Genomic DNA, 21,727 nt, shown 5'->3' on the forward strand with positions numbered 1-21,727 from the left:
ATCTGCAGGGCAAAAGGAACATAAGCAAGCGATATCTGATAGACAAGGCTAAATGAACCATGAGATAAGCTTGGAACATATATTCAACGTGCAATCCGAACCGTGTTCGGCTTATATACAGCTTATCACTGCCTTTCGGCCAAGGGACTTTATTAATGTATTTGCCGCGTCTGTTTAGCTTGCCTTTTGCCACAATATCCGTGATCCCGCTTATTGCTGTTACTGGGCTTATGTCCGCCTGTCAGCCGCAGAACCTTGCCACAAACGGCACCCCAGCAAACACCACCGCAAGCAGTCAGACGATAACAACAGCCGCCACCGATGACAGCGCGCCTGATCTTATTGTGACCACAACCCAAGATGATGCCCAAAATGTCACCCCAGTCGATACGCAAGATGATACTGACAGCGCGCCGGAAACCACCACCACAATCGCCACCGCCCCGCTTCAATCTACTAACGATGACAATATGGGCGATGACAATATGGGCGATGACAATATGGGCGATGACAAAACAGACAGCGAAAATCCTGACACACCGGAAATCGCACCAGAAATCGCACCAGAAATCGTCATTCCTGCGCCTACGCCTACGCCACCACCACCGCCACCAGCCGAATTCAAGCCGCATACGGTGTTGTCAAAGCCCGATACGGTGCTGTTATCTGTGCTTGGCGCGGCTGATATCATCCGCACCGAAGGCGTGGTCAAAATATGGCAATATCGACTTGATCGCTGTGTGTTTGATTTTTTCCTGACGCCCGATAACAGCCTGAATGCCGATGGCCGCTATGCGGTACGCGACTGGGCCTACCGGGCAACCACACTTGGCGCGACCGCCAATGAATTGATCTGCCGTCGTGCTTTGGCAAAAGACCGGATGATGCCACATAGCGGCTAATCCGAAGCCAGCCTATATTTGCTTCACAGGACTCAGGCCGTCTTGCTTGGAAACAGGCATAGATCAGCAATTTCACAGGCAGCGCAATCCGGCTTGCGCGCTTTGCACACATAGCGCCCATGCAGGATCAGCCAGTGATGCGCGCCCTTTTTCCATGTTTCGGGCACCCGCCGCAATAATTCCTTTTCAACAATATCGACGGTCTTGCCAGGCGCCATGCGGGTGCGGTTTGACACCCGGAAAATATGCGTATCAACGGCAATCGTCGGATATCCAAAAGCTTCATTCAGCACCACATTTGCGGTTTTGCGACCAACCCCGGGCAACGCCTCCAGCGCCGCGCGATCTTCCGGCACGCGTCCATTATGCCGCGTAATCAGCAATTCAGACAGGCGGAACACATTTTTGGCTTTGGTGTTAAACAGGCCAATCGTGCGAATATGATAACTGATCCCCGCAACCCCCAGCGCGACCATCTGATCGGGGGTGTTTGCCGCGGCAAATAGCCCTTTGGTGGCTTTATTCACCCCGACATCAGTGGCTTGTGCCGATAGCACGACCGCCACCAGCAAGGTAAAAGGATCGCTGAATTCGAGTTCGGTTTGGGGGTCTGGCTGGCGTTTGGACAATCGTTCAAAACAGCGTGCCATATCATCAAGGCGCATTTTTTGCGGCATTTTATCCTCTATTTGACCTTTAACGGTGTCTGCAATCTACCAATTTGCCCAACTATTTTTACTGGCCATCTTGAAACAAACAGCAACCCAAGCGTAAAGTGAAAAAAGGCATTCGCCAAGCTTCGCCTAATCCCAAGCGTCATCTAATATATGACGCATCCGTTCATATGATGAGTTCTTTTCATGCGCCAGAAGATGATACAGAAAATTATTATTGATACCGATCCCGGTATTGATGATGCCATGGCCATTCATATGGCCTTTGCCGATCCACGGCTTGACGTGCTGGGCCTGACCACCATTTTTGGCAATGTCACGATTGATAATGCCACGCGCAATGCCTTGGTGCTTGCCGAAATGGCGCATTATGAAACCGTAGTCAGCCAAGGCGCGCTTGTGCCGCGTCGGCGCCCGCCTGAGCCGCCAGCCGATTTTGTCCATGGCGGCGAAGGTTTTGGTAATGTGGCACCGATCACCCCGCAAGGCACAGCCATCAGCCAGCCGGCGGCACGCTATCTATGCGAGACCTGCGCCGCCCATCCTGGCGAGATCATCATCTGCGCTGTTGGGCCTCTGACCAATCTGGCAGCCGCGCTTGATCATGATCCGGCGATTGTTGATAACGTCAAGGCGGTTGTGGTCATGGGCGGCTCGGCAGCCCCGCATGGCAATGTTAGCAACGTGGCTGAAGCCAATATCTGGAACGATCCGGATGCCGCCGAATGTGTTTTCGCCGCCAGCTGGCCGGTAACCATGGTCGGGCTTGATGTGACTGAAAAAGCGCAATGCACGCCTGCCGATTTTGCCACGCTTGCCGAACAGGCTCCAGCTATTGGCGGCTTTCTGGATGCGGCGACGCAATTCTATTTCGACTTTCACGAAAACAAAACCGGCACCCGTTCATGTTTCATGCACGACCCGTCGGCGGTTCTGGCGATCACCGACCCTGATTATTTTGACTTTGAGCGCATGGCACTTAAAGTAATATGTGGTGGCGATGAAATTGGTCGTACCTTGCCCGTTGAAGATACCAGCCGCCCTCAGGTGCAGGTGGCCATGCAGGTCAATGGCGCGGCGGTGCGGGACAAATTTATCGAGCTTGTCGCCAATGCCGACAAGGCACGAGATAGCCGACGTTAGGTCACGTCAACAGATCATAATAAGACAGGGTGGAACGAAAATGCTTATTGAAACCGTTGATTATCAGGCTGAAGATGCGGCGATTGCGCTACAACGCTCCTTGCGCGATACCGGCTTCGCCGTACTCGCCAACCACCCTATTGCACCTGACCGTCTGGCCCGCCTCTATGATCGCTGGGGTGATTTTTTTGCGGGTGACGCCAAACATGAATTCACCGTCCAGCCGCCGCGCCATGACGGTTTTTTTCCATTCCGTTCGGAAAATGCCAAGGATTCGCCAATCAAGGATCTGAAAGAGTTTTTTCATATCTATCCCGACTCGCCAGTTCCCGATGGGCTCGAGGATGAAACCCGCGCCATTTATCGTGAACTGGTGGCACTTGGCACCGAATTATTAAGTTGGATTCAGGCACAGACGCCGCCAGACATTGCCGCGACCTTTACCATGCCGCTTGACGAAATGATGTCTGAAAGCCAGGAAAGCCTATTGCGGATTCTGCATTATCCGCCAGTTGTTGCGCCTGAACCGAATGCCATCCGCGCCGCCGCGCATGAAGATATAAATCTGATTACATTGCTATTATCGGGATCAAAACCGGGTCTGCAGGCGCGCGATGCGGCGGGTGTTTGGCATGACATTGCATGCGATCCGGGGATGATAACGATCAATAATGGCGACATGCTGGCCATGGCCAGTGGCAATTATTATCCATCAACAACGCATCGGGTGATAAATCCTGATGTACATGCCAATCAATCGCGTTATTCTATGCCCATGTTTTTGCATCCGCGATCCGATGTATTATTACAGCCTGGCATGACAGCAGATGATTATCTGCAACAACGCCTAAAAGAAATCGGGCTGAAGTAAGACATTGGCCTGACGTAAGAAATCGGCCTGAAGTCAGGCTGGTGTTAATAAGTGACTATCATTTTAAGGGACTAGGGAGATATAAATGTTGAATAAATTTTTCGGGGCGGCGATCGCCCTCACTATGAGTACAACTGCCTTTGCCGCTGACTTCAAACCTGCTGTCATCTATGACATGGGTGGCAAATTCGATAAATCCTTCAATGAAGGTGTGTGGAATGGCGTCCAGAAATTCACCGCCGAATCAGGTGTTGAAGTGATGGAATTCGAAGTCACCAACGAAACCCAGCGTGAACAGGCCATGCGCCGTATGGCCGAACGTGGTGCCACTGTAATTCTTGGTGTTGGCTTTGCCCAGGCCGATGCGATTTCAAAAGTGGCCGCCGAATATCCGGATCGTCAGTTCTCGATCATCGATGTGGGCTGGCTTGATGCGCCAAACCTGCGCCAATATGTGTTCAAGGAACATGAGGGAAGCTACATCGTAGGTGTTGCCGCCGCCAAGGCGTCACAGACCAACAAAGTTGGCTTTATCGGCGGTATGGATATTCCATTGATCCGTAAATTTGCCTGTGGCTATGTTGGCGGTGTCAAATCAGTCAGCAATAGTGCCGAAGTCTATCAGAACATGACTGGTTCAACCCCGTCTGCCTGGAACGATCCGGCCAAGGGCGCTGAATTAACCCAGTCACAGATCGATCGTGGTGCTGACGTTGTTTATCATGCGGCTGGTGGCACCGGTGGCGGTGTTATTCAGGCCGCAGCCGATGCTGGCAAGCTGGCAATTGGCGTCGATTCAAACCAGAATGGCATAGCACCAGGTAGCGTTCTGACCTCAATGCTAAAGCGCGTTGACGTCGCCGCCTATGAAACATTCCGCGATGCAAAAGCGGGCAAATTCACCTCTGGCGTCGTGACCCTTGGTCTGGCCGAAGGTGGCGTTGACTGGGCATTGGATGACAATAACGCATCATTGGTGACGGCTGACATGAAAGCGGCTGTCGAAAAAGCCAAAGCCGACATCATCGGCGGTGCCGTGACCGTGCATGATTATACAAGTGACGAAAGCTGCCCTTACTAGGACAAGCTGTCACAGCTGATATGACACAATCTAACAAAAACCCCAGCGGTGAGCATATCTCACCGCTGGCTGTTGAACTTAGCGATATTTCCAAGGCCTTTGGCACCGTGCGCGCCAATGAAAAGGTCAATTTGGCCGTAAAGCAGGGGCATATCCACGGCATTATTGGCGAAAATGGCGCCGGCAAATCAACCCTCGTCAGCATCCTTTACGGATTTTACCGCGCCGATTCAGGCCGTATTTCGATTGATGGCAATCTGGTTAATATCGGCAGTTCGGCTGCCGCCATTGCCAATGGAATCGGCATGGTGCATCAGCATTTCATGCTGGTGCCCAATTTCACCGTGCTTGAAAATATTATGCTGGGGCATGAAGGCTATGCCCAGCTTGACAAAGCCGCCATCCACGCACGCGCCGAACTACAGACATTATCCGATACATACGGCCTTGCGGTTGATCCCGACAGTCTGATCGAAGACTTGCCTGTTGGCTTGCAACAGCGTGTTGAGATTCTCAAAGCCCTGTTTCGTGGTGCCCGTATTCTGATTCTTGATGAGCCAACGGGGGTCTTGACGCCACAGGAAACCGATCAGCTATTCGAGATTCTGAATGCCTTGCGCGACCAGGGCGTCACCATTCTATTCATCACGCATAAATTGCGTGAAATCATGGCGATCACTGACACCGTCTCGGTCATGCGACAGGGGCAGATGGTGGCACATCTTGATACCGCATCAGTCACTCCGGCGACGCTGGCTGAATTGATGGTTGGCCGCAAGGTTCTACTTGATGTCAATCATACCGCCGCCACGCCTGGCGACATTTTGCTGACCGCCAACCATCTGTCTTGTGCTGGTGATTCAGGTGAAACACAGCTAGACGACGTGTCCTTTACATTACGCAGTGGCGAAATCATCGGTATTGCAGGTGTGTCTGGAAATGGTCAGTCCGAACTGCTTGATATTCTGGCTGGCATCCGGCCACCACAGTCCGGCAGCTTTACCTTTGCCGGTCAACAGATTGATGCAGCACATCCGCTAGGGCCAGCGTCCTTGCGTGACCTGGGCATTGCGCATGTGCCCGAAGACCGGCACCGGCGCGGCATTGTGCTGAATTTTTCCGCCGCCGAATCAATGCTTCTGGGTCACAGTGAGAATAGGGGTGATCATAGGGACGCGCATATAGCTAACAATCGCAGCGATCATGATCTTGGTGATAGCTGGTGGCTTGATCCACAGAAACTGGCCGCGCATTGTGCCACGCGCATGCAGGCCTTTGACGTGCGCCCCCCTGATCCTGACTATATCAGTGCCAATTTTTCTGGTGGCAATCAGCAGAAACTGGTTCTGGCGCGCGAAATTTCTACCGAGCCTAGCTTGTTGCTTGTTGGCCAGCCAACACGCGGCGTTGATATTGGCGCGATTGAATTTATCCATCAACAGCTGATCGAATTGCGTAACCGGGGCTGTTGCATTTTGCTGGTATCGGTTGAACTCGAAGAAATTATGAGCCTGTCTGACCGCATTCTGGTGATGAATAATGGCAGTATCGTTGGCGAAGTGGCGCGTGCTGATGCTGATGAAAGAACCCTTGGCATGATGATGGCGGGTATCGCCCCGGATAATGCGCCGGATACTAATCCCGCCAGCAAGACAGGACAGCCATCATGACTGTGCAAAAACCCCCACAAAAACCATTGCCGCGCTGGGTTGATATTGGCCTGATTCCTGTCATCAATGTGCTGGTCGCCTTATTTGTTTCGGGCATTGTCGTCGCCTTGATTGGCGAAAATCCCTTTGTGGCGATGCTGGTAATGGTCAAAGGGGCTTTTGTCTATGATGGCAGTCTTGGTTACACTTTATATTATGCCACCAATTTCATTTTCACTGGTCTCGCGGTGGCGGTGGCCTTTCATGCCATGCTGTTCAATATTGGCGGCGAGGGACAGGCCTATCTTGGCGGCCTTGGTGCGGGTCTGATCTGTCTATGGATGGACAGCTTTATGCCTGCCATCCTGTTAATCCCGCTGGCGATCATGGCATCGGCGGCTTTTGGGGCAATATGGGGGGTGATCCCGGGCTATCTGCAGGCCAAACGCGGCAGTCATATTGTGATTACCACAATCATGTTCAATTTTCTGGCCGCATCGATCATGGTGTCGTTGCTGGCGGGGATGCTCAAATCAGGTGGCCAGATGTCGCCCGAAACACGCGCTTTCACAGACGCGGCTAGCTTGCCGATGATTCATGAAATCCTACAGGGACTTGGCTTCAACGTGGCACGATCACCATTGAATCTGTCCTTTGTCATTGCCTTATTGGCCTGTGTTGGTGTCTGGGTGCTGATCTGGCGGTCACGACTTGGCTATGCGATCCGCGCTGTTGGCCAAAGTCCGCAAGCCGCGCAATATGCAGGCATTTCGATCGAACGCATTATCATCATCACGATGGCCATTTCGGGCGGGCTGGCAGGTTTGATGGCGATAAACGAAATTCTGGGGGTGCAACATCGGGTGATTCTGAACTTCACTTCGGGTTATGGCTTTACCGGAATTGCGGTGGCTTTGATGGGGCGCAATCATCCTTTTGGCATTGTTCTGGCGAGCCTGTTATTTGGCGCGCTATATCAAGGCGGTGCCGAGCTTGATTTTGAATTTTCGACCATCACCCGTGAAATGGTGCTGATGATTCAGGGTCTGATTATTCTGTTTTCGGGTGCTTTATCCTTTATGTTCCAGAAACCTCTGCAACGGCTATTTTCAAAGCTGACTGCGGGCGGCAAAACGGAGGTGGCGCATGGGAACTGATCTGTGGTTACAGTTTATTCTGGCACTTGATGCGACCTTGCGGGTGGCCACTCCACTGATTCTCTGTGCGATGGCGGGTATTTTTTCCGAACGCGCCGGCATCATCGATATTTCGCTTGAAGGCAAGATGCTGCTATCGGCCTTTACCGCCGCCGCCACCGCCAGCCTGATGCATTCACCAATGCTGGGCTTGCTGGCAGGCATCACCGTATCGGTTGTGTTTTCGATCATTCATGGATTTGCCTGTATCACGCATCGCGGCAATCAGGTCATTTCCGGTCTGGCGATCAATATTCTGGCATCGGGTCTGACTGTCACTGTCGGCATCGCTATGTTTCGCCAGGGCGGCCAGACACCGAATCTGGCACGCGCCGATCGTTTTGCACCGACCGAACTGCCCTTTGTCGATCTGGTCAGCCAGATTCCCTTTATCGGAACAATCTATCGCGAGCTGATTTCGGGGCATAATATCCTTGTCTGGGTTGGCTTTCTGGCGGTGATTTTCACCTCCTATGTTCTCTGGAACACCCGCTTTGGCCTACGGTTACGCGCTGTTGGCGAAAAGCCCGAAGCGGTTGATAGTGCTGGCATTTCGGTCAGTCTGCTGCGCTATAAAGCGGTGATCATCGCGGGTATCTTATGCGGCATCGCGGGGGCCTATCTATCGACCGCGCATGGCAGTGGCTTTGTGCGTGAGATGACTGCCGGCAAAGGCTATATCGCTTTGGCAGCGATGATCTTTGGCAAATGGCAACCACGCGGGGCCTTGCTTGCCTGTCTGCTATTTGGCTTTCTCGAGGCGATTGCCGCCCGCTTGCAAGGCGTTGAATTGCCATTTATTGGCGCTGCACCCGTCGAATTGATTCTGGCGATGCCTTATTTGATGACAGTCATCCTGCTGGCAGGGCTTGTCGGGCGGGCGGTGCCGCCACGCGCCATTGGCCAGCCCTATATAAAGGAACGCTAGATGAGCGATCACAACCCTATCTCTGACAGCACGCTGATCACCGCGGCCATTGATGCCATGACGCGTGCCTATGCGCCCTATTCTAATTTTGCCGTAGGCGCGGCACTTCTTGATGAAAACGGGCAGATCCATTGCGGGGCGAATGTTGAAAATGCGGCCTATCCGAATGGTATTTGTGCTGAAACGTCGGCGATTGCCATGATGGTCAATGCGGGTGGCACTCAAATTAAACGTATCGCGGTGGCAGGGGGAACGGATGCGGTTGATATCCTCTGCACGCCATGTGGTGGCTGTCGCCAGCGGATTCGCGAATTTGCCGCGCCGGATACAGTCATCATCATCGCCAGTCCCGTTGGCGAGCAGCAACGCTTTACGCTGGCTGATCTGTTGCCGCACAGCTTTGGCCCCGCAAATTTGAACTAGCATCATCCGGCCTGAGAGCAACGAAGGCCGAAAGATGATCGCGGGTTATATAAGCATCATCCGGCCTGAGAGCAACGAAGGCCGAAAGATGATCGCGGGTTATATAAGCATCATCCGGCCTGAGAGCAACGAAGGCCGAAAGATGATCGCGCAAAACACCCCATCATCCGGCCTGAGAGCAACGAAGGCCGAAAGATGATCGCTCAAGCATCATCCGACCGCAAGGTCGTGAGATGATGCGACATATTACTAAGCATCACCCCATCATCCGGCCTATCACCTCAGGTGCCATAGATACGGTCGCCCGCATCGCCAAGCCCGGGCAGGATATAGCCCTTTTCATTCAGCTCGCGATCCAGACAGGCGGTGAAAATCGGCAGATCCGGAAACGCATCATGTACGGCCGCCACACCTTCGGGCGACGCCACCAGACAGGCAAAGACAATATCCTTAACGCCCATTTCGACCAGCTTTTGCATACCCAGAATCGCACTACCGCCAGTGGCCAGCATCGGATCGGCCAGAATAACCTGCCGCGTGGCGATATCGTGCGGTACCGATGTGTAATAGGACACAGGCTGCAATGTATCTTCATCGCGATACAGACCCAGATGCGCGATACTGGCTTCGGGGCATAGCTGACTGAAACCATCAACCAGCCCATTGCCTGCGCGTAAAATCGACACCAGACACGGCGCTGGATCCGCTAGGCTGGCGGTCATCATGGGCTCAAGCGGTGTTTCGATCTGCCGCGGCGTTAGTGTCAGCGCGGCAAAGGCCGGATAGGCCAGCAGCCATGATAATTCTGCCAGCGTTGTGCGGAACAAAGCCGATGGTGTATCTTTATCGCGCAGGATTGCCAATTTATGTGTGGCCAGCGGATGTTCCAGAATATGCAGATTATTCGTCATAAAAACCCTTTTCGTCATGGATAGTGCCGCTATAATCGACAGCACGTTATACAGTATAAAACAAACCGTTCACTCATCCATGAATGCAGACGGCGCGTGATGCACTATCTTAGCCTTGGCTGTCTGCATTTACCATTCACAAAAGCATCATCCGGCTGTAGTGAAACGAAAGCCGCAAGATGATCGCGGAAATAAATAAGCATCATCCGGCTGTAGTGAAACGAAAGCCGCAAGATGATCGCGGAAATAAATAAGCATCATCCAATCGAAGCACAGCGCAGATTGATAAGATGATCGCGGAAATAAATAAGCATCATCCAATCGAAGCACAGCGCAGATTGATAAGATGATCGTGGATATAAATAAGCATCAAGCTTCTTACAGCGTTAGAATAACAGGGTACACAGGTCATATGGCAAAGTTATATTTTTCTTATTCGGCGATGAATGCGGGCAAATCGACGATCCTGTTACAGGCTTCGCATAATTATAAAGAACGCGGCATGAACACCGTGCTTCTGACCGCGCGCCTTGATGACCGGATTGGCCAAGGCGAGGATGGCAAAGGCAAGATTGGCTCGCGCATTGGCTTACAGGCCGACGCCGAAATGTTCGATGATAGCACCGATATTTTCGCTCTTGCCACAGAGCTGTCCCGTGATAGCGACATCGCCTGTATCATGGTTGACGAAGCACAATTTCTGACCATTGCCCAGGTCTGGCAATTAAGTGCGATTGCCGATGAGCTTGGCATTCCGGTCATGTGTTACGGCCTGCGCACTGATTTTCAGGGACAGCTTTTCGACGGCAGTGCCACCTTGCTGGCGATTGCCGATGTGTTGCGTGAAATCCGCACGATATGCCATTGCGGGCGCAAAGCCACGATGGTCGTGCGTCAGGATGCTGATGGCAAGCCGATCACTGATGGTGCACAGATCGAAATTGGCGGTAATGATAAATATGTCTCGCTATGCCGCAGGCACTGGAAAGCGGCGATGGCAAAAGTCGCCGAGTCTGACTGACCGATAGTAACGCGTTAACCGCGCAGGACGTCTTCCATATTATAAAAGCCGGTATCCGCCGTCGCCGCAAAGCGTGCCGCCCGGATCGCCCCTTTGGCAAATACCACCCGGTCAGTTGCCATATGCGTCAGCGCGATACGTTCGGACGCGCCAAAAAAGGTGACGCTATGTTCACCTGTCACATCGCCGCCTCGCATCACCGCAAAACCGATATCGCCAGCTTTGCGCGCCCCAACGCGCGAAGCGCCAGCCTGATCATCACGCACAATATCCGACACATCTTCCAAAGCAACGCCGCGCCCTTTGGCCGCCGCCTTGCCAAGTGCCAGCGCCGTTCCCGATGGCGAATCGACCTTATGATGATGATGCGTTTCCAGAATTTCGATATCCCAGCCTTCGACTAGTTGCGCGGCAACCTGTTCGACAAGCGCGCGCAACAAGGTCACGCCAACCGACGTATTGGCACAATAGACCAATGGAATTTTGGTGCCTATCTCGGCAAGGCGGGCTTCTTGGCTAGCATCAAGGCCAGTCGTACCAATCACCATCGCCATATTATTCTGCATGGCCAGTTCGGCATGCGCCAGACTCACGGCAGGGCTGGTAAAATCCACCATCACATCGCCGCCAACCAATGCTGCTGGATCACTGTTGATCATCACACCATTCGCACCGATGCCAGCCAGCTCACCTGAATCCTTGCCAATCAAGGGGCTTTCGGGACGATCACTTGTTGCATGCAACACCAGATCACTGGCTGCCGCAATTTCACGAATCAGCATATTACCCATACGGCCAGAACCGCCTGGAATCGAAAGCTTGATACTGTCTGCTGTACTCATTGTCCGGAATCCTTTTGACCTGTCATCCAAGACTATAACGTCCACATCCAGATGAACAAGCGCTATGCGTCATGTTCATGGTCGAATATGAGTCTCTAATCTTCGGCCCAGATACGCTTAACGCGTTCCATGAAGCTGGTTGATTCAGGGCTGGTTTCACCTGCTTTTGAAAAGGCTGTCAGCAGTTCTTTTTGCTTTTTGGTCAGATTCGTTGGCGTTTCGATCTGCACTTCGACAATCTGGTCACCTGTGTTACCCCGCCGCAAAGCAGGCATGCCTTTGCCCCGCATGCGGAACCGCCGCCCTGACTGGGTACCGGCATCAATCGTCAGACGCGCCATCTTGCCTGCCAACGTCGGCACATCAATCGTACCGCCCAAGGCGGCTACCGTCATCGGCACCGGAATCTTGGCCATCACATTAGTGCCATCGCGGGTAAAGATCGGATGCGGGTTGATATTGATGAAAATATACAAATCACCTGCCGCCCCACCACGGCTTCCGGCTTCACCTTTACCTGTCAGGCGAATACGCGTGCCATTATCGACTCCCGCAGGCACCGACACTGCCAGCGTCTTTTGCTGTTGCACGCGGCCATCACCACGGCATGTACCACATGGGTTTGAAATCACCTGACCCATACCTTGACAGGCATTACAGGTACGTTCGACAGCGAAAAATCCTTGCTGGGCGCGCACCCGGCCTGAACCACCGCATGTACCGCATGTGCTTGGCTTGCTACCTTCGGCCGCGCCAGATCCCGAACAGCTATCACAGCTGACCGGCACATTAATGCTGATATCGCGCTGCACACCACTAAAGGCATCTTCAAGCGAGATATTCATATCATAGCGCAGATCATTGCCGCTTGTGTCCGGTTGCCGGCCACCACCGGAAAACTCCGAAAACATCTGATCAAAAATATCGGAAAAGCCGCCGCCGCCGCCAAAACCGCCGCCGCCAAAGCCACCGCCACCGCCACCAAAACCACCGCCAGCCGCATTGTCAAAAGCGGCATGACCCATACGGTCATAGGCCGCACGCTTTTGCGGGTCTTTCAGAACATCATAGGCTTCGCTGGCTTCGCGAAAACGATCTGCCGCCGCCTCGTTATCGGGGTTGCGGTCGGGATGATTTTCCATCGCCAGCTTCCGATAAGCAGCTTTTAGGGCTTTCTCATCAGCGTCTTTGGATACGCCCAGAGTCTCATAAAAATCACGTTTACTCATGGTAACTGCCGATGCCGTATAAATTGGGAAAAACGTACAAACTTTAAAACACTGGGGTGTAACCTACCCCAGCGTTTACTTAAGTTTAAGTTTTATTTGCTTTTGGCGTCAGCGTCGCCATCGACTTCTTCGAATTCCGCATCAACGACGGTTTCGTCAGCGGGATCGGCTGACGCGGTTTCTGGCGCGTCTTCCTCATCCTGTCCGGCTGCATAGGCTGCTTCACCCATCTTCATCATCGCCTGTGACAGTTCGGCAGATTTCGATGTGATCGCTTCTATATCGTCGCCTTCTAGCGCCTCTTTCAAAGCGGCAATACCTGCTTCGACTTCGGCCTTGGCATCCGGATCCGCCTTATCGCCAAGATCATCGATCGCCTTTTGTGCGCCATGTGTCAATGCCTCGCCCTGATTGCGGGTTTCGACCTCTTCACGACGTTTCTTATCAGCTTCGGCATTTTCTTCGGCTTCATTAACCATGCGGTCAATTTCGGAATCATCCAGACCACCTGAGGCCTGAATGCGGATTTCCTGTTCCTTGCCTGTTGCCTTGTCTTTGGCGCTGACTTTGACAATACCGTTCGCATCAATATCAAAGGTCACTTCGATCTGCGGCACACCTCGCGCCGCTGGCGAGATGCCTTCCAGATTGAACTGGCCAAGATGCTTATTATCTGTCGCCATCTCACGCTCGCCTTGATAGACCGAGATTGTGACCGCTGATTGATTGTCATCCGCGGTTGAAAAGATCTGGCTTTTCTTGGTCGGGATTGTCGTATTGCGATCGATCAGACGGGTAAAGACACCGCCCAATGTTTCGATACCCAATGACAATGGTGTCACATCAAGCAGTAAAACGTCTTTCACGTCACCGGTCAGAACACCTGCCTGAATCGCCGCACCTGATGCCACAACCTCATCCGGATTCACGCCGCGATGCGGTTCGGTGCCAAAAAATTCGGTCACCGTCTCAATGATTTTAGGCATCCGGGTCATACCACCAACCAGAATGACTTCGTCAATCTCGCTGGCTTTCACCCCGGCATCTTTCAAAGCCGCTTCACATGGCTTCAAGGTACGCTGAACCAGTTTGCTTACCAGCTGTTCCAGATTGGCGCGGGTCAGCTTGATATTCATATGTTTAGGGCCTGACGCATCCGCCGTGATAAAGGGCAGATTCACATCGGTTTGCAATGATGAAGACAGCTCGATCTTGGCTTTCTCGGCCGCTTCTTTAAGCCGTTGCAATGCCAGCTTATCCTTGCGCAGATCAACACCATCGCTTTTCTTGAACTCATCCGCCAGATAATCGATGATGCTATGATCGAAATCCTCACCACCAAGGAATGTATCACCATTGGTTGATTTGACTTCAAACACGCCATCACCAACTTCCAGCACAGACACGTCAAACGTACCACCACCAAGGTCATAAACCACGATCAGGCCGGATTCCTTACGGTCAAGCCCGTAGGCCAAAGCGGCCGCAGTTGGCTCATTGATAATGCGCAGAACTTCCAGACCGGCAATCTTGCCTGCATCTTTGGTGGCCTGACGCTGGGCGTCATTGAAATAGGCCGGTACGGTGATCACCGCCTGGGTAACGCTTTCGCCCAGAAAGGCTTCGGCATCTTCTTTCAGCTTGCGCAGAACAAAACCTGAAATCTGGCTTGGTGAATATTCTTCGTCCTTGACCTTGACCCAGGCATCACCATTTTTGGCAGCCACCAAATCATAAGGCACCAGCTTGGCAAAATCCTTTGTGACCTTGTCACTATTACGGCGGCCAATCAGGCGCTTGATCGCAAATAATGTATTTTCTGGGTTGGTCACGGCTTGGCGTTTTGCCGACTGGCCGATCAGTCTTTCTTCATTATCGACAAAGGCCACCATCGAAGGTGTTGTGCGTGCGCCCTCGGCATTTTCAATAACGCGGGCTTCGGAACCATCCATCACGGCTACGCATGAATTTGTTGTCCCCAGATCAATTCCAATTACTTTTCCCATTCTAATCTCCTTTCTTCCAAGAGGTGGCTGCCTGCGGCTAGCCAGGGCCTCTTAATCTCACTTGCGATCACTTGTTCCGCCCGCTTAGTGAATTAAATGTCGGTTATATCAGTCATATAGTTGTGAAATCTTGTCATACAAGGGGCATCATGCGCCCTTGTTGTCTGCGTCATCATTTCCGGCGCTATCCTCCACTTTGGCTTGGCTGTTGGCACTTTCGGCGGCTGCCTCGGGGGCTTTGGATACGCCCACCATGGCCGGACGCAGTAACCGGTCATGTAACACATAACCATGTTGCAGAACTTCGACGACCATGCCTGGTGGCGTCTCTGCTGTCGGCACTTCGAACATGGCCTGATGAAGATTATAATCGAACTTTTCACCTGCCGGATTGATCTGCTTGATGCCGTGCTTTTCGGTGATCGATATGATCTCCGTCCAGCTCAATTCGATACCTGTGACCACATTGGTCATGGCTTCGCTAAGGCTACCAGCCTCGAAACCATCATCTTTCATGATATCCAGCGCGCGCGCCAGATTATCGATCGCCCCGACAAGATCGCGCGCCAGACCGGTATGGCCATATTTCTTGGCGGCCAGCACATCACGTTCACTGCGGCGGCGGGTATTTTCACTTTCGGCCAATGCTCGTAAAAGCTGATCCTTTAGCGCATCGCGTTCAGCCAGAAGCTGGTCATACGGATCTAACGACGCCCCGTCATCATCCGACCCGTCACTTTCAGCAGGCGGGGCTGTTTCGATCGCATCAGCAAGTACCGCCTCCAGACTGCCATCATCAGGTAGAACTGTTTGCGCGTCGGCATTATCTTTTGCGGCTGTCATTTTGGCGATATCGTCATCTTTGACAGCATTTTCGTCTTTAGCATTCTCGTTCATCGGTGGTCCTTTAGGCGAATCAGATGTTGTACCGCTATTTAGGCATCTTTGTGCACCTATCCAAGAGGCAGAAGCCAAGAAATGTGCAAGAATGTCGCACTTCGTGCATTTTATTGGCAAAATCACCTAAAAACTGCCGTAAAAAGCTGTTTTGATGGATAATTATCTAATCTTTATTGCCGTTTTGAGGGGAATTTACGCGCCCAAATCAGACTATCTGTCAATTTACCGGCACCTTTAGCGTGGAAAAAGGTGACAACATGACAAAAATATGACGTATTAATTAGAGTATAAGTCCGAAGACGCTTAATCCTTAAGGCGTAATCTTAATGATGATATATTTGAATAATGGACAGATTGGTCAAACATGCGTGGTACCGCGGCGTTAAAATCTATTGAAGCGCTCTATAAAGAGGCAGAGACAGTCATCAGTGATGGCGTGCCGATGGTCGCTATTGTGAAATCTGCGCCGCCTGTGGCAAAGCCCGATATTCCTGTGGCCACCCGCCTGCTAGCGACAACCCCTGATCATACCCAGCCTGATCATAGCGTACGGGATGATATGCCCCCTTCGGATCAGGCCAGACCAGACCACAAAGCCTCAAACCAAGTAACCCCAAACCAAGTAACCCCGGATCAGATATCGCCAGCGCCCGCCACGGTCTTTGACCGTATCGAAATGCTCCGCGTCATGGCTGCCAGCCTTGATGACGATAACGATAAAGCCAAAACAGAACCCGCAAGCTCATTACCAGATGCCCCACCGGTTCCTGATTATACTGTTGGAACCCGGCAGATTTCCGATGCCGATCTTGAAAATGTTGTCAAAAAGGCAGTTGATGACATTGTCGCAACCACCCCACTAGATGATGTTGTCGCTGGCAATGAACGTATCGAAAGCGTGATGGCCAACATCGCCGAAGCTGTTGGCAATGCCGAAACAAACGAACCAGCCGCATCAGCCGCAACATCCGATCAAGGTGCTGACGATGACTCCACCCCGGCATCCGAAACGCCAGCACAACCAGCTACATCAGCCAAAGCGGCCGCGGCGATTGATCTTGATGATCTCAATAAAATCGTCGCCAATACGGTTAAATCGGTGATACGCGAAGAATTATCCAATCTTGTACATTCGACCGTCAAAAGCACGCTCGACGAATTGCGGGCAACGCATGATGATAAGGCCAAATCCACCCCATCTGATCGCTAACGTCTAATACTGGGTCTGAAACTGGCGTCTGATCTGGCGTCTGATCTGGCGCATAAGCAAATGCCAAACCATAATCATATTCCATAATCGCGTTAACGTCTTTTTCATTTTTTCCCGCTATTACATATATGCTCGTGAATACATATTATGCCCGGGATTATATTTTATGCCCGGAATTATATTTTATGATTTTAGAAATATCGTAAATGCCCACATGATATGCGCATCATATGATATGCCCTTCCATAATGGCATGATGCCGTAATCTGATCTGGTTACTAAAGGACGACAAGATGCTCTTGAAATGCCCGCATTGTGATGATGAAGCCAACATCCCGAATGCCTTGAGCCAATATGAAAATATGCCGATTGCCTGTCATGCCTGTGGTGGGTTTTTCTTTGCACCGCCGCCCGATCCAGATGACCCGAATAACCCGACGCCGCCCCGTGATCGCACGATAACCCGATCAAATCGTCAAATCGAATGTGCGCATTGCGATATACCGGTGCTGATTCCCGATTGTGACAGCGCTGGCACGCGCCATAAATTCAGCTGTCCGGCCTGCCATGCCGACCTGCCGCCCCTACCACTGGATATCAAGTCACCTGAGATAAAACCGCCACCCAAGGCCTTAAGCGCGTCGCGGCCAGCCAGCAAACCTCGCACCCACATGCCGGTCAGCATTCTGGCAATAGCGATTGCGATTGGCATCGGCGTTGGTGTCGCGCTTGGCGTGTTGCTATCCCGCAACATGATTGCGCTTGATCTTGAGAGTCTGGCAACGCTAAGTGATCAGCTTGGCCAGCGCTTTATCCTGTTCTGGCATCAGACATTGGCCAAACTATCAGCCGCCATCTAACTCTTGACAGATTAGCGGCCAAGCACCCGGGCAATCGCACGGCTGGTATAATCGACCATCGGGATGATTTTGGCGTAATTCATATGCCGTGGGCCGATTACGCCTATGGCGCCGATGATCGAACGGCTGGCATTATGATAGGGCGCGATCACCATTGAACATCCGGTATTGCTGAACAGATTATTTTCGGCACCGATGAAAATCTGCACGCCGTCACCTTGCTTTGTCGCATCCAGCAGACGCAGGGCATTTTCGCGGGCTTCCAGCGCGTCGAACAGACTGCGGATTTCCGCCAGATCATCGCCAGCTTGCACATCTTCGAGCAGGTTTGACTGGCCACGCAGAATCAAGGCCGCGCCATCATCGCCTTTGCCATCCGACCATAAGCCAAGCCCTTGTTCGACAAGCGCCGCTGTCAGCACGTCGATTTCGGCTTTATTCGCGGCGATCTCACTGCGGATCATCTGCATGGCAGCCGCCATATTATGGCCTTCGAGCTTTGCATTCATATAATTATTGGCGCGCGTCAGCAAGCTGGCAGGCACCCCGACAGGCAGATCAATCAGCCGGTTTTCCACCTGGCCATCAGCGCGCACCAGCACCGCCAGCGCACGGTTATCACCGATTGGCACAAATTCGAAATGCTGCAACGCGGCATCGCTAGGCGGCGATAGCACCAGCGATGCGCATTTTGACAAGCCAGACAGCGTCTTGCTGGTCTTTTCCAGCAATTCACTGACGCTGATGCCGCGTGCGGCACATTCGCCATCGATTGAACTTTGTTCATCTTCGGCCAGATTGACATCATATTCCATCAACCCATCGACAAACAGCCGCAGGCCGCTTTGCGTCGGGATTCGGCCCGCCGAGATATGTGGCGAAAACAGCAATCCGGCGTCTTCCAGATCGCTCATATTATTGCGGATCGAGGCTGGCGATAGATCATATGGCGATAATTTAGCCAGCGTGCGCGATCCCACTGGCTGCCCACCATCAAGATAGGCGCTCACCAAAGTATGAAAAATATCAAGGGCGCGGGGGGTAAGTCCCTTTATGCTAGCTTCCGTCATAAAGAAAATCTAAAATGATTCACTAACGCAGGTCAATCTTGCATGTCTATTTATCACGCATGTCAGCTCTTTAATCGTGCTGACCATTATATGGGAACCGACCTATGACACGTCCATCCGGCCGCGCTTATGATGCGCTTCGTTCTATTACGCTTGAATCAGGCTTTTCACTGCATGCCGAAGGGTCATGTCTGGTGCGCTGCGGCAACACGCATGTGCTTTGCACCGCTTCGGTTGATGAACGCGTACCCTCGTTTTTGCGTAATTCTGGCAAAGGCTGGGTAACGGCTGAATATGGCATGTTACCGCGGTCAACCCATACCCGAAGCGACCGCGAAGCCGCCCGCGGCAAACAAGGCGGGCGTACCCTCGAAATTCAGCGCTTGATTGGCCGGTCATTGCGCGCGGTGACTGATCTGAAAGCCCTTGGCGAGCGCCAGATAAAAATTGACTGCGATGTAATTCAGGCAGATGGCGGCACCCGCACCGCTTCGATCACTGGCGCGTGGGTGGCGCTAAAGATCGCATGTGAAAAATTACTGCTGGCTGGTGCTATCACACGCCAGCCGATCATTGATAATGTCGCGGCCATTTCATGCGGCGTCTATAAGGGCAACTCGGTACTTGATCTTGATTATGATGAAGATAGCAATGCCGAAATCGACGCCAATTTTGTCATGTCGGCGGATGGTGGCCTTGTTGAAATTCAGGCAACTGGCGAAGAAAAGCCGTTTTCGCGTGATGTGCTGAATGCGATGCTTGATCTGGCCGAGGCAGGCGGCGCAACATTATTCGCGCTGCAGGATCAAGCCGTACAGACGGACCCGATAAACGCAGGCTAGCCCCGTAACAACATCGTTACATTTGGTAACATTCGGTTACATTAGCCCACACAGGATTTAACAACAGGATTTCAGATCATGGTGCCGCGCCGCTTTACCGACTCGAAACTTGTTATTGCCACGCATAATCCGGGCAAACTTCCCGAAATTGCCGCCTTTCTTGACGGCTTTGATATTACGCTGGTGTCAGCAGGTGAACTGGGTCTTGATGAGCCAGATGAAACCGAAACCAGTTTCACCGGCAATGCAATTCTCAAAGCCCGCGCGGCGGCACTGGCCTCTGGCCTACCGGCACTGGCAGATGATTCGGGGCTGGCGGTGGTGGCCTTGAACGGGGATCCGGGGATCTATTCGGCACGCTGGGCTGGGCAGGACAAGGATTTTGGCATGGCCATGCACAAGGTTGAAGATGCCTTGACGGCCACTGGCACGACCAATCGGCAGGCAGCCTTTATGTGCGCTTTATCGATTGTCTGGCCGGACGGGCATGATGAAACGGTCGAGGGTACAGTCAAAGGCAATCTTGTCTGGCCACCTCGCGGCGCTAACGGGTTTGGCTATGATCCTATTTTTGTCGCTGATGGGTATGATATGACCTTTGGCGAAATGGAACCGGACATAAAACATGCCATTGGTCATCGCGCTGATGCTTTTGCCAAACTTTTGCAACGCTGTTTTGACCAACAAGATTAGCTATCTGGGCATGATTAACCATCAGGGATAGGGGCGCCATGCACCACCAGACCAAAGCCGCATCATCACTTGCGCCTCCACCGGTATCACCATTGGGGCTATATGTGCATTGGCCATTCTGCAAGGCAAAATGTCCCTATTGCGATTTCAATTCGCATGTCAGTAACGATATTGATGCCGATGCGTTCCTTGCAGCCTATCTCACCGAAATGACCTATATGGCTGATCAACTTGAACAGCCGGCATCCCTATCCAGCATTTTCTTTGGTGGCGGTACGCCTTCACTGATGCCTGCCTTTGTCGTCGAGGGCATCATTGATAAGGCTGCCGCTATATTCGGCTTCATGCCCGCTATCGAAATCTCTGCCGAAGCCAATCCAACCTCGGTAGAGGCCAGCAAAATGCTCGATTTTCATCATGCTGGCGTCAATCGCATATCGATGGGTGTGCAGTCTCTGCGTGATGACACATTGGCCTTTTTAGGGCGCGAACATAGTGCTGATGAAGCCCGAAAGGCACTGACCACCGTGCGCACGGCTTTTGACAATATGTCGATTGATCTGATGTATGCGACCCCCAACCAGACGCCCGCAGACTGGCATGATGAATTATCTACCGCTTTGGCGCTGGGGCTTGATCATCTATCGCTATATCAGTTGACCATCGAAAGCGGAACGCATTTCTATACGCGCCAGCGGCGCGGCGAAGTCATGGCACTGGATGACGATCATGCCGCCACCTTATTTGATATCACCCGCATGTTGACACGCGATGCCGGATTGCCTGCCTATGAAATTTCCAATCATGCCAAAGACGGGTATGAATGCCGGCATAATCTGATTTACTGGCAAAGCGGCAACTGGCTTGGGATCGGGCCGGGGGCGCATAGTCGCTTTACACAGCAAGACCATCGCATCGGCATCAGCACCCGGCGCAGTCCGGCGGGCTGGCTGGCCGCCATTGCCAAAGACGGGCATGCCACTGACACGCTTGTCACCGACGGTAAAAATGACTGGGCGGCAGAAATGCTGATGATGGGCTTGCGCCTGACATCCGGTCTGTCATTGGCACGGCTAAGCGCGGCTTGTGGTCCTTATCATAACTGGCTTGATATAGAGGGTTTACGAAAATGTCACGATGCGGGATGGCTACTGGTTACACCTGATATTACGGCCATCAATGCCGATACTGATATTGCAAATCTGCATATCCGCGCCAGTGACGCAGGGGCGATTCGGCTCAATCATATTCTTGCCGAACTAATTTTGTGACCACT

21 protein-coding genes are annotated in these 21,727 nt (G+C 52.4%); 14 read left to right on the plus strand and 7 right to left on the minus strand.

Annotation, left to right across the window (positions count from 1 at the left end; translation table 11 throughout):
- Positions 1-155 precede the first annotated feature (155 nt).
- Complete coding sequence (locus SAR116_RS08280; RefSeq protein WP_013046472.1) at positions 156-902, plus strand: hypothetical protein; 747 nt, start codon at positions 156-158, stop codon at positions 900-902.
- 32 nt (positions 903-934) lie between these two features.
- On the opposite strand, the gene nth is transcribed toward SAR116_RS08280, so the two are convergent.
- Positions 935-1,579, minus strand: coding sequence for an endonuclease III (nth, locus tag SAR116_RS08285; RefSeq protein ID WP_013046473.1), 645 nt, complete (start codon positions 1,577-1,579; stop codon positions 935-937).
- A gap of 195 nt (positions 1,580-1,774) precedes the next feature.
- Here nth and SAR116_RS08290 point away from each other — a divergent pair, with 195 nt between their 5' ends.
- The 7 genes from SAR116_RS08290 to cdd all read left to right on the plus strand — a co-directional run bounded on the left by SAR116_RS08290 (position 1,775) and on the right by cdd (position 8,867).
- The gene (locus SAR116_RS08290) at positions 1,775-2,719 is read left to right on the plus strand and encodes a nucleoside hydrolase (protein WP_148212279.1); all 945 of its coding nucleotides are present in this window, start codon (positions 1,775-1,777) and stop codon (positions 2,717-2,719) included.
- Positions 2,720-2,759: 40 nt separating this feature from the next.
- Positions 2,760-3,590 carry an isopenicillin N synthase family dioxygenase gene (locus SAR116_RS08295; RefSeq protein ID WP_013046475.1) on the plus strand — a complete coding sequence of 277 codons (831 nt, stop codon included), beginning with the start codon at positions 2,760-2,762 and terminating at the stop codon, positions 3,588-3,590.
- Between the two features lie 85 nt (positions 3,591-3,675).
- Entirely contained in the window at positions 3,676-4,671 is a 996-nt protein-coding gene (locus SAR116_RS08300; RefSeq protein WP_013046476.1) for a BMP family lipoprotein, read from the plus strand.
- A gap of 20 nt (positions 4,672-4,691) precedes the next feature.
- Entirely contained in the window at positions 4,692-6,341 is a 1,650-nt protein-coding gene (locus SAR116_RS08305; RefSeq protein WP_013046477.1) for an ABC transporter ATP-binding protein, read from the plus strand.
- A complete protein-coding gene (locus tag SAR116_RS08310; protein ID WP_013046478.1) occupies positions 6,338-7,477 on the plus strand; it encodes an ABC transporter permease in 1,140 nt (379 codons plus the stop codon). Before SAR116_RS08305 ends, SAR116_RS08310 begins: the two co-directional genes overlap by 4 nt.
- On the plus strand, positions 7,467-8,444 hold the full coding sequence (locus tag SAR116_RS08315) for an ABC transporter permease (RefSeq protein ID WP_013046479.1): 978 nt from the start codon (positions 7,467-7,469) through the stop codon (positions 8,442-8,444). Before SAR116_RS08310 ends, SAR116_RS08315 begins: the two co-directional genes overlap by 11 nt.
- On the plus strand, positions 8,445-8,867 hold the full coding sequence (gene cdd / locus SAR116_RS08320) for a cytidine deaminase (protein WP_013046480.1): 423 nt from the start codon (positions 8,445-8,447) through the stop codon (positions 8,865-8,867).
- Between the two features lie 281 nt (positions 8,868-9,148).
- Here cdd and upp read toward each other — a convergent pair whose 3' ends face one another.
- Complete coding sequence (upp, locus tag SAR116_RS08325; RefSeq protein WP_013046481.1) at positions 9,149-9,778, minus strand: uracil phosphoribosyltransferase; 630 nt, start codon at positions 9,776-9,778, stop codon at positions 9,149-9,151.
- A gap of 412 nt (positions 9,779-10,190) precedes the next feature.
- Between upp and SAR116_RS08330 the strand changes: the two genes are divergently transcribed.
- Positions 10,191-10,799, plus strand: coding sequence for a thymidine kinase (locus SAR116_RS08330; RefSeq protein ID WP_013046482.1), 609 nt, complete (start codon positions 10,191-10,193; stop codon positions 10,797-10,799).
- Between the two features lie 14 nt (positions 10,800-10,813).
- Here the strand turns inward: SAR116_RS08330 and dapB are convergent, their stop codons facing one another.
- From dapB to SAR116_RS08350, 4 genes are all read right to left on the minus strand, one after another.
- Positions 10,814-11,641, minus strand: a complete 828-nt coding sequence (dapB, locus tag SAR116_RS08335; RefSeq protein WP_013046483.1) for a 4-hydroxy-tetrahydrodipicolinate reductase — start codon at positions 11,639-11,641, stop codon at positions 10,814-10,816.
- Between the two features lie 95 nt (positions 11,642-11,736).
- Entirely contained in the window at positions 11,737-12,870 is a 1,134-nt protein-coding gene (gene dnaJ, locus SAR116_RS08340) for a molecular chaperone DnaJ (RefSeq protein WP_013046484.1), read from the minus strand.
- A gap of 92 nt (positions 12,871-12,962) precedes the next feature.
- Positions 12,963-14,876 (minus strand): molecular chaperone DnaK, encoded by a 1,914-nt coding sequence (dnaK, locus tag SAR116_RS08345; protein ID WP_013046485.1) that lies wholly within the window; start codon positions 14,874-14,876, stop codon positions 12,963-12,965.
- Between the two features lie 147 nt (positions 14,877-15,023).
- Positions 15,024-15,773, minus strand: a complete 750-nt coding sequence (locus SAR116_RS08350) for a nucleotide exchange factor GrpE (RefSeq protein ID WP_013046486.1) — start codon at positions 15,771-15,773, stop codon at positions 15,024-15,026.
- Positions 15,774-16,140: 367 nt separating this feature from the next.
- Between SAR116_RS08350 and SAR116_RS08355 the strand changes: the two genes are divergently transcribed.
- Together SAR116_RS08355 and SAR116_RS08360 are read left to right on the plus strand one after the other, a co-directional pair.
- Positions 16,141-16,986, plus strand: coding sequence for a hypothetical protein (locus SAR116_RS08355; protein ID WP_013046487.1), 846 nt, complete (start codon positions 16,141-16,143; stop codon positions 16,984-16,986).
- Positions 16,987-17,279: 293 nt separating this feature from the next.
- A complete protein-coding gene (locus tag SAR116_RS08360) occupies positions 17,280-17,846 on the plus strand; it encodes a hypothetical protein (RefSeq protein ID WP_013046488.1) in 567 nt (188 codons plus the stop codon).
- A gap of 11 nt (positions 17,847-17,857) precedes the next feature.
- On the opposite strand, the gene hrcA is transcribed toward SAR116_RS08360, so the two are convergent.
- Positions 17,858-18,916 (minus strand): heat-inducible transcriptional repressor HrcA, encoded by a 1,059-nt coding sequence (hrcA, locus tag SAR116_RS08365; protein ID WP_013046489.1) that lies wholly within the window; start codon positions 18,914-18,916, stop codon positions 17,858-17,860.
- A 104-nt stretch (positions 18,917-19,020) separates the two neighbouring features.
- On the opposite strand from hrcA, the gene rph reads away from it, so the two are divergent.
- From rph to hemW, 3 genes are all read left to right on the plus strand, one after another.
- Positions 19,021-19,758 carry a ribonuclease PH gene (gene rph, locus SAR116_RS08370; protein ID WP_013046490.1) on the plus strand — a complete coding sequence of 246 codons (738 nt, stop codon included), beginning with the start codon at positions 19,021-19,023 and terminating at the stop codon, positions 19,756-19,758.
- A 78-nt stretch (positions 19,759-19,836) separates the two neighbouring features.
- The gene (gene rdgB, locus SAR116_RS08375) at positions 19,837-20,451 is read left to right on the plus strand and encodes an RdgB/HAM1 family non-canonical purine NTP pyrophosphatase (protein ID WP_013046491.1); all 615 of its coding nucleotides are present in this window, start codon (positions 19,837-19,839) and stop codon (positions 20,449-20,451) included.
- Between the two features lie 38 nt (positions 20,452-20,489).
- The gene (gene hemW, locus SAR116_RS08380) at positions 20,490-21,722 is read left to right on the plus strand and encodes a radical SAM family heme chaperone HemW (protein WP_013046492.1); all 1,233 of its coding nucleotides are present in this window, start codon (positions 20,490-20,492) and stop codon (positions 21,720-21,722) included.
- Positions 21,723-21,727: the final 5 nt, after the last annotated feature.

Source organism: Candidatus Puniceispirillum marinum IMCC1322 (assembly GCF_000024465.1).
In the GTDB taxonomy this organism is placed as follows: Bacteria; Pseudomonadota; Alphaproteobacteria; order Puniceispirillales; family Puniceispirillaceae; genus Puniceispirillum; species Puniceispirillum marinum.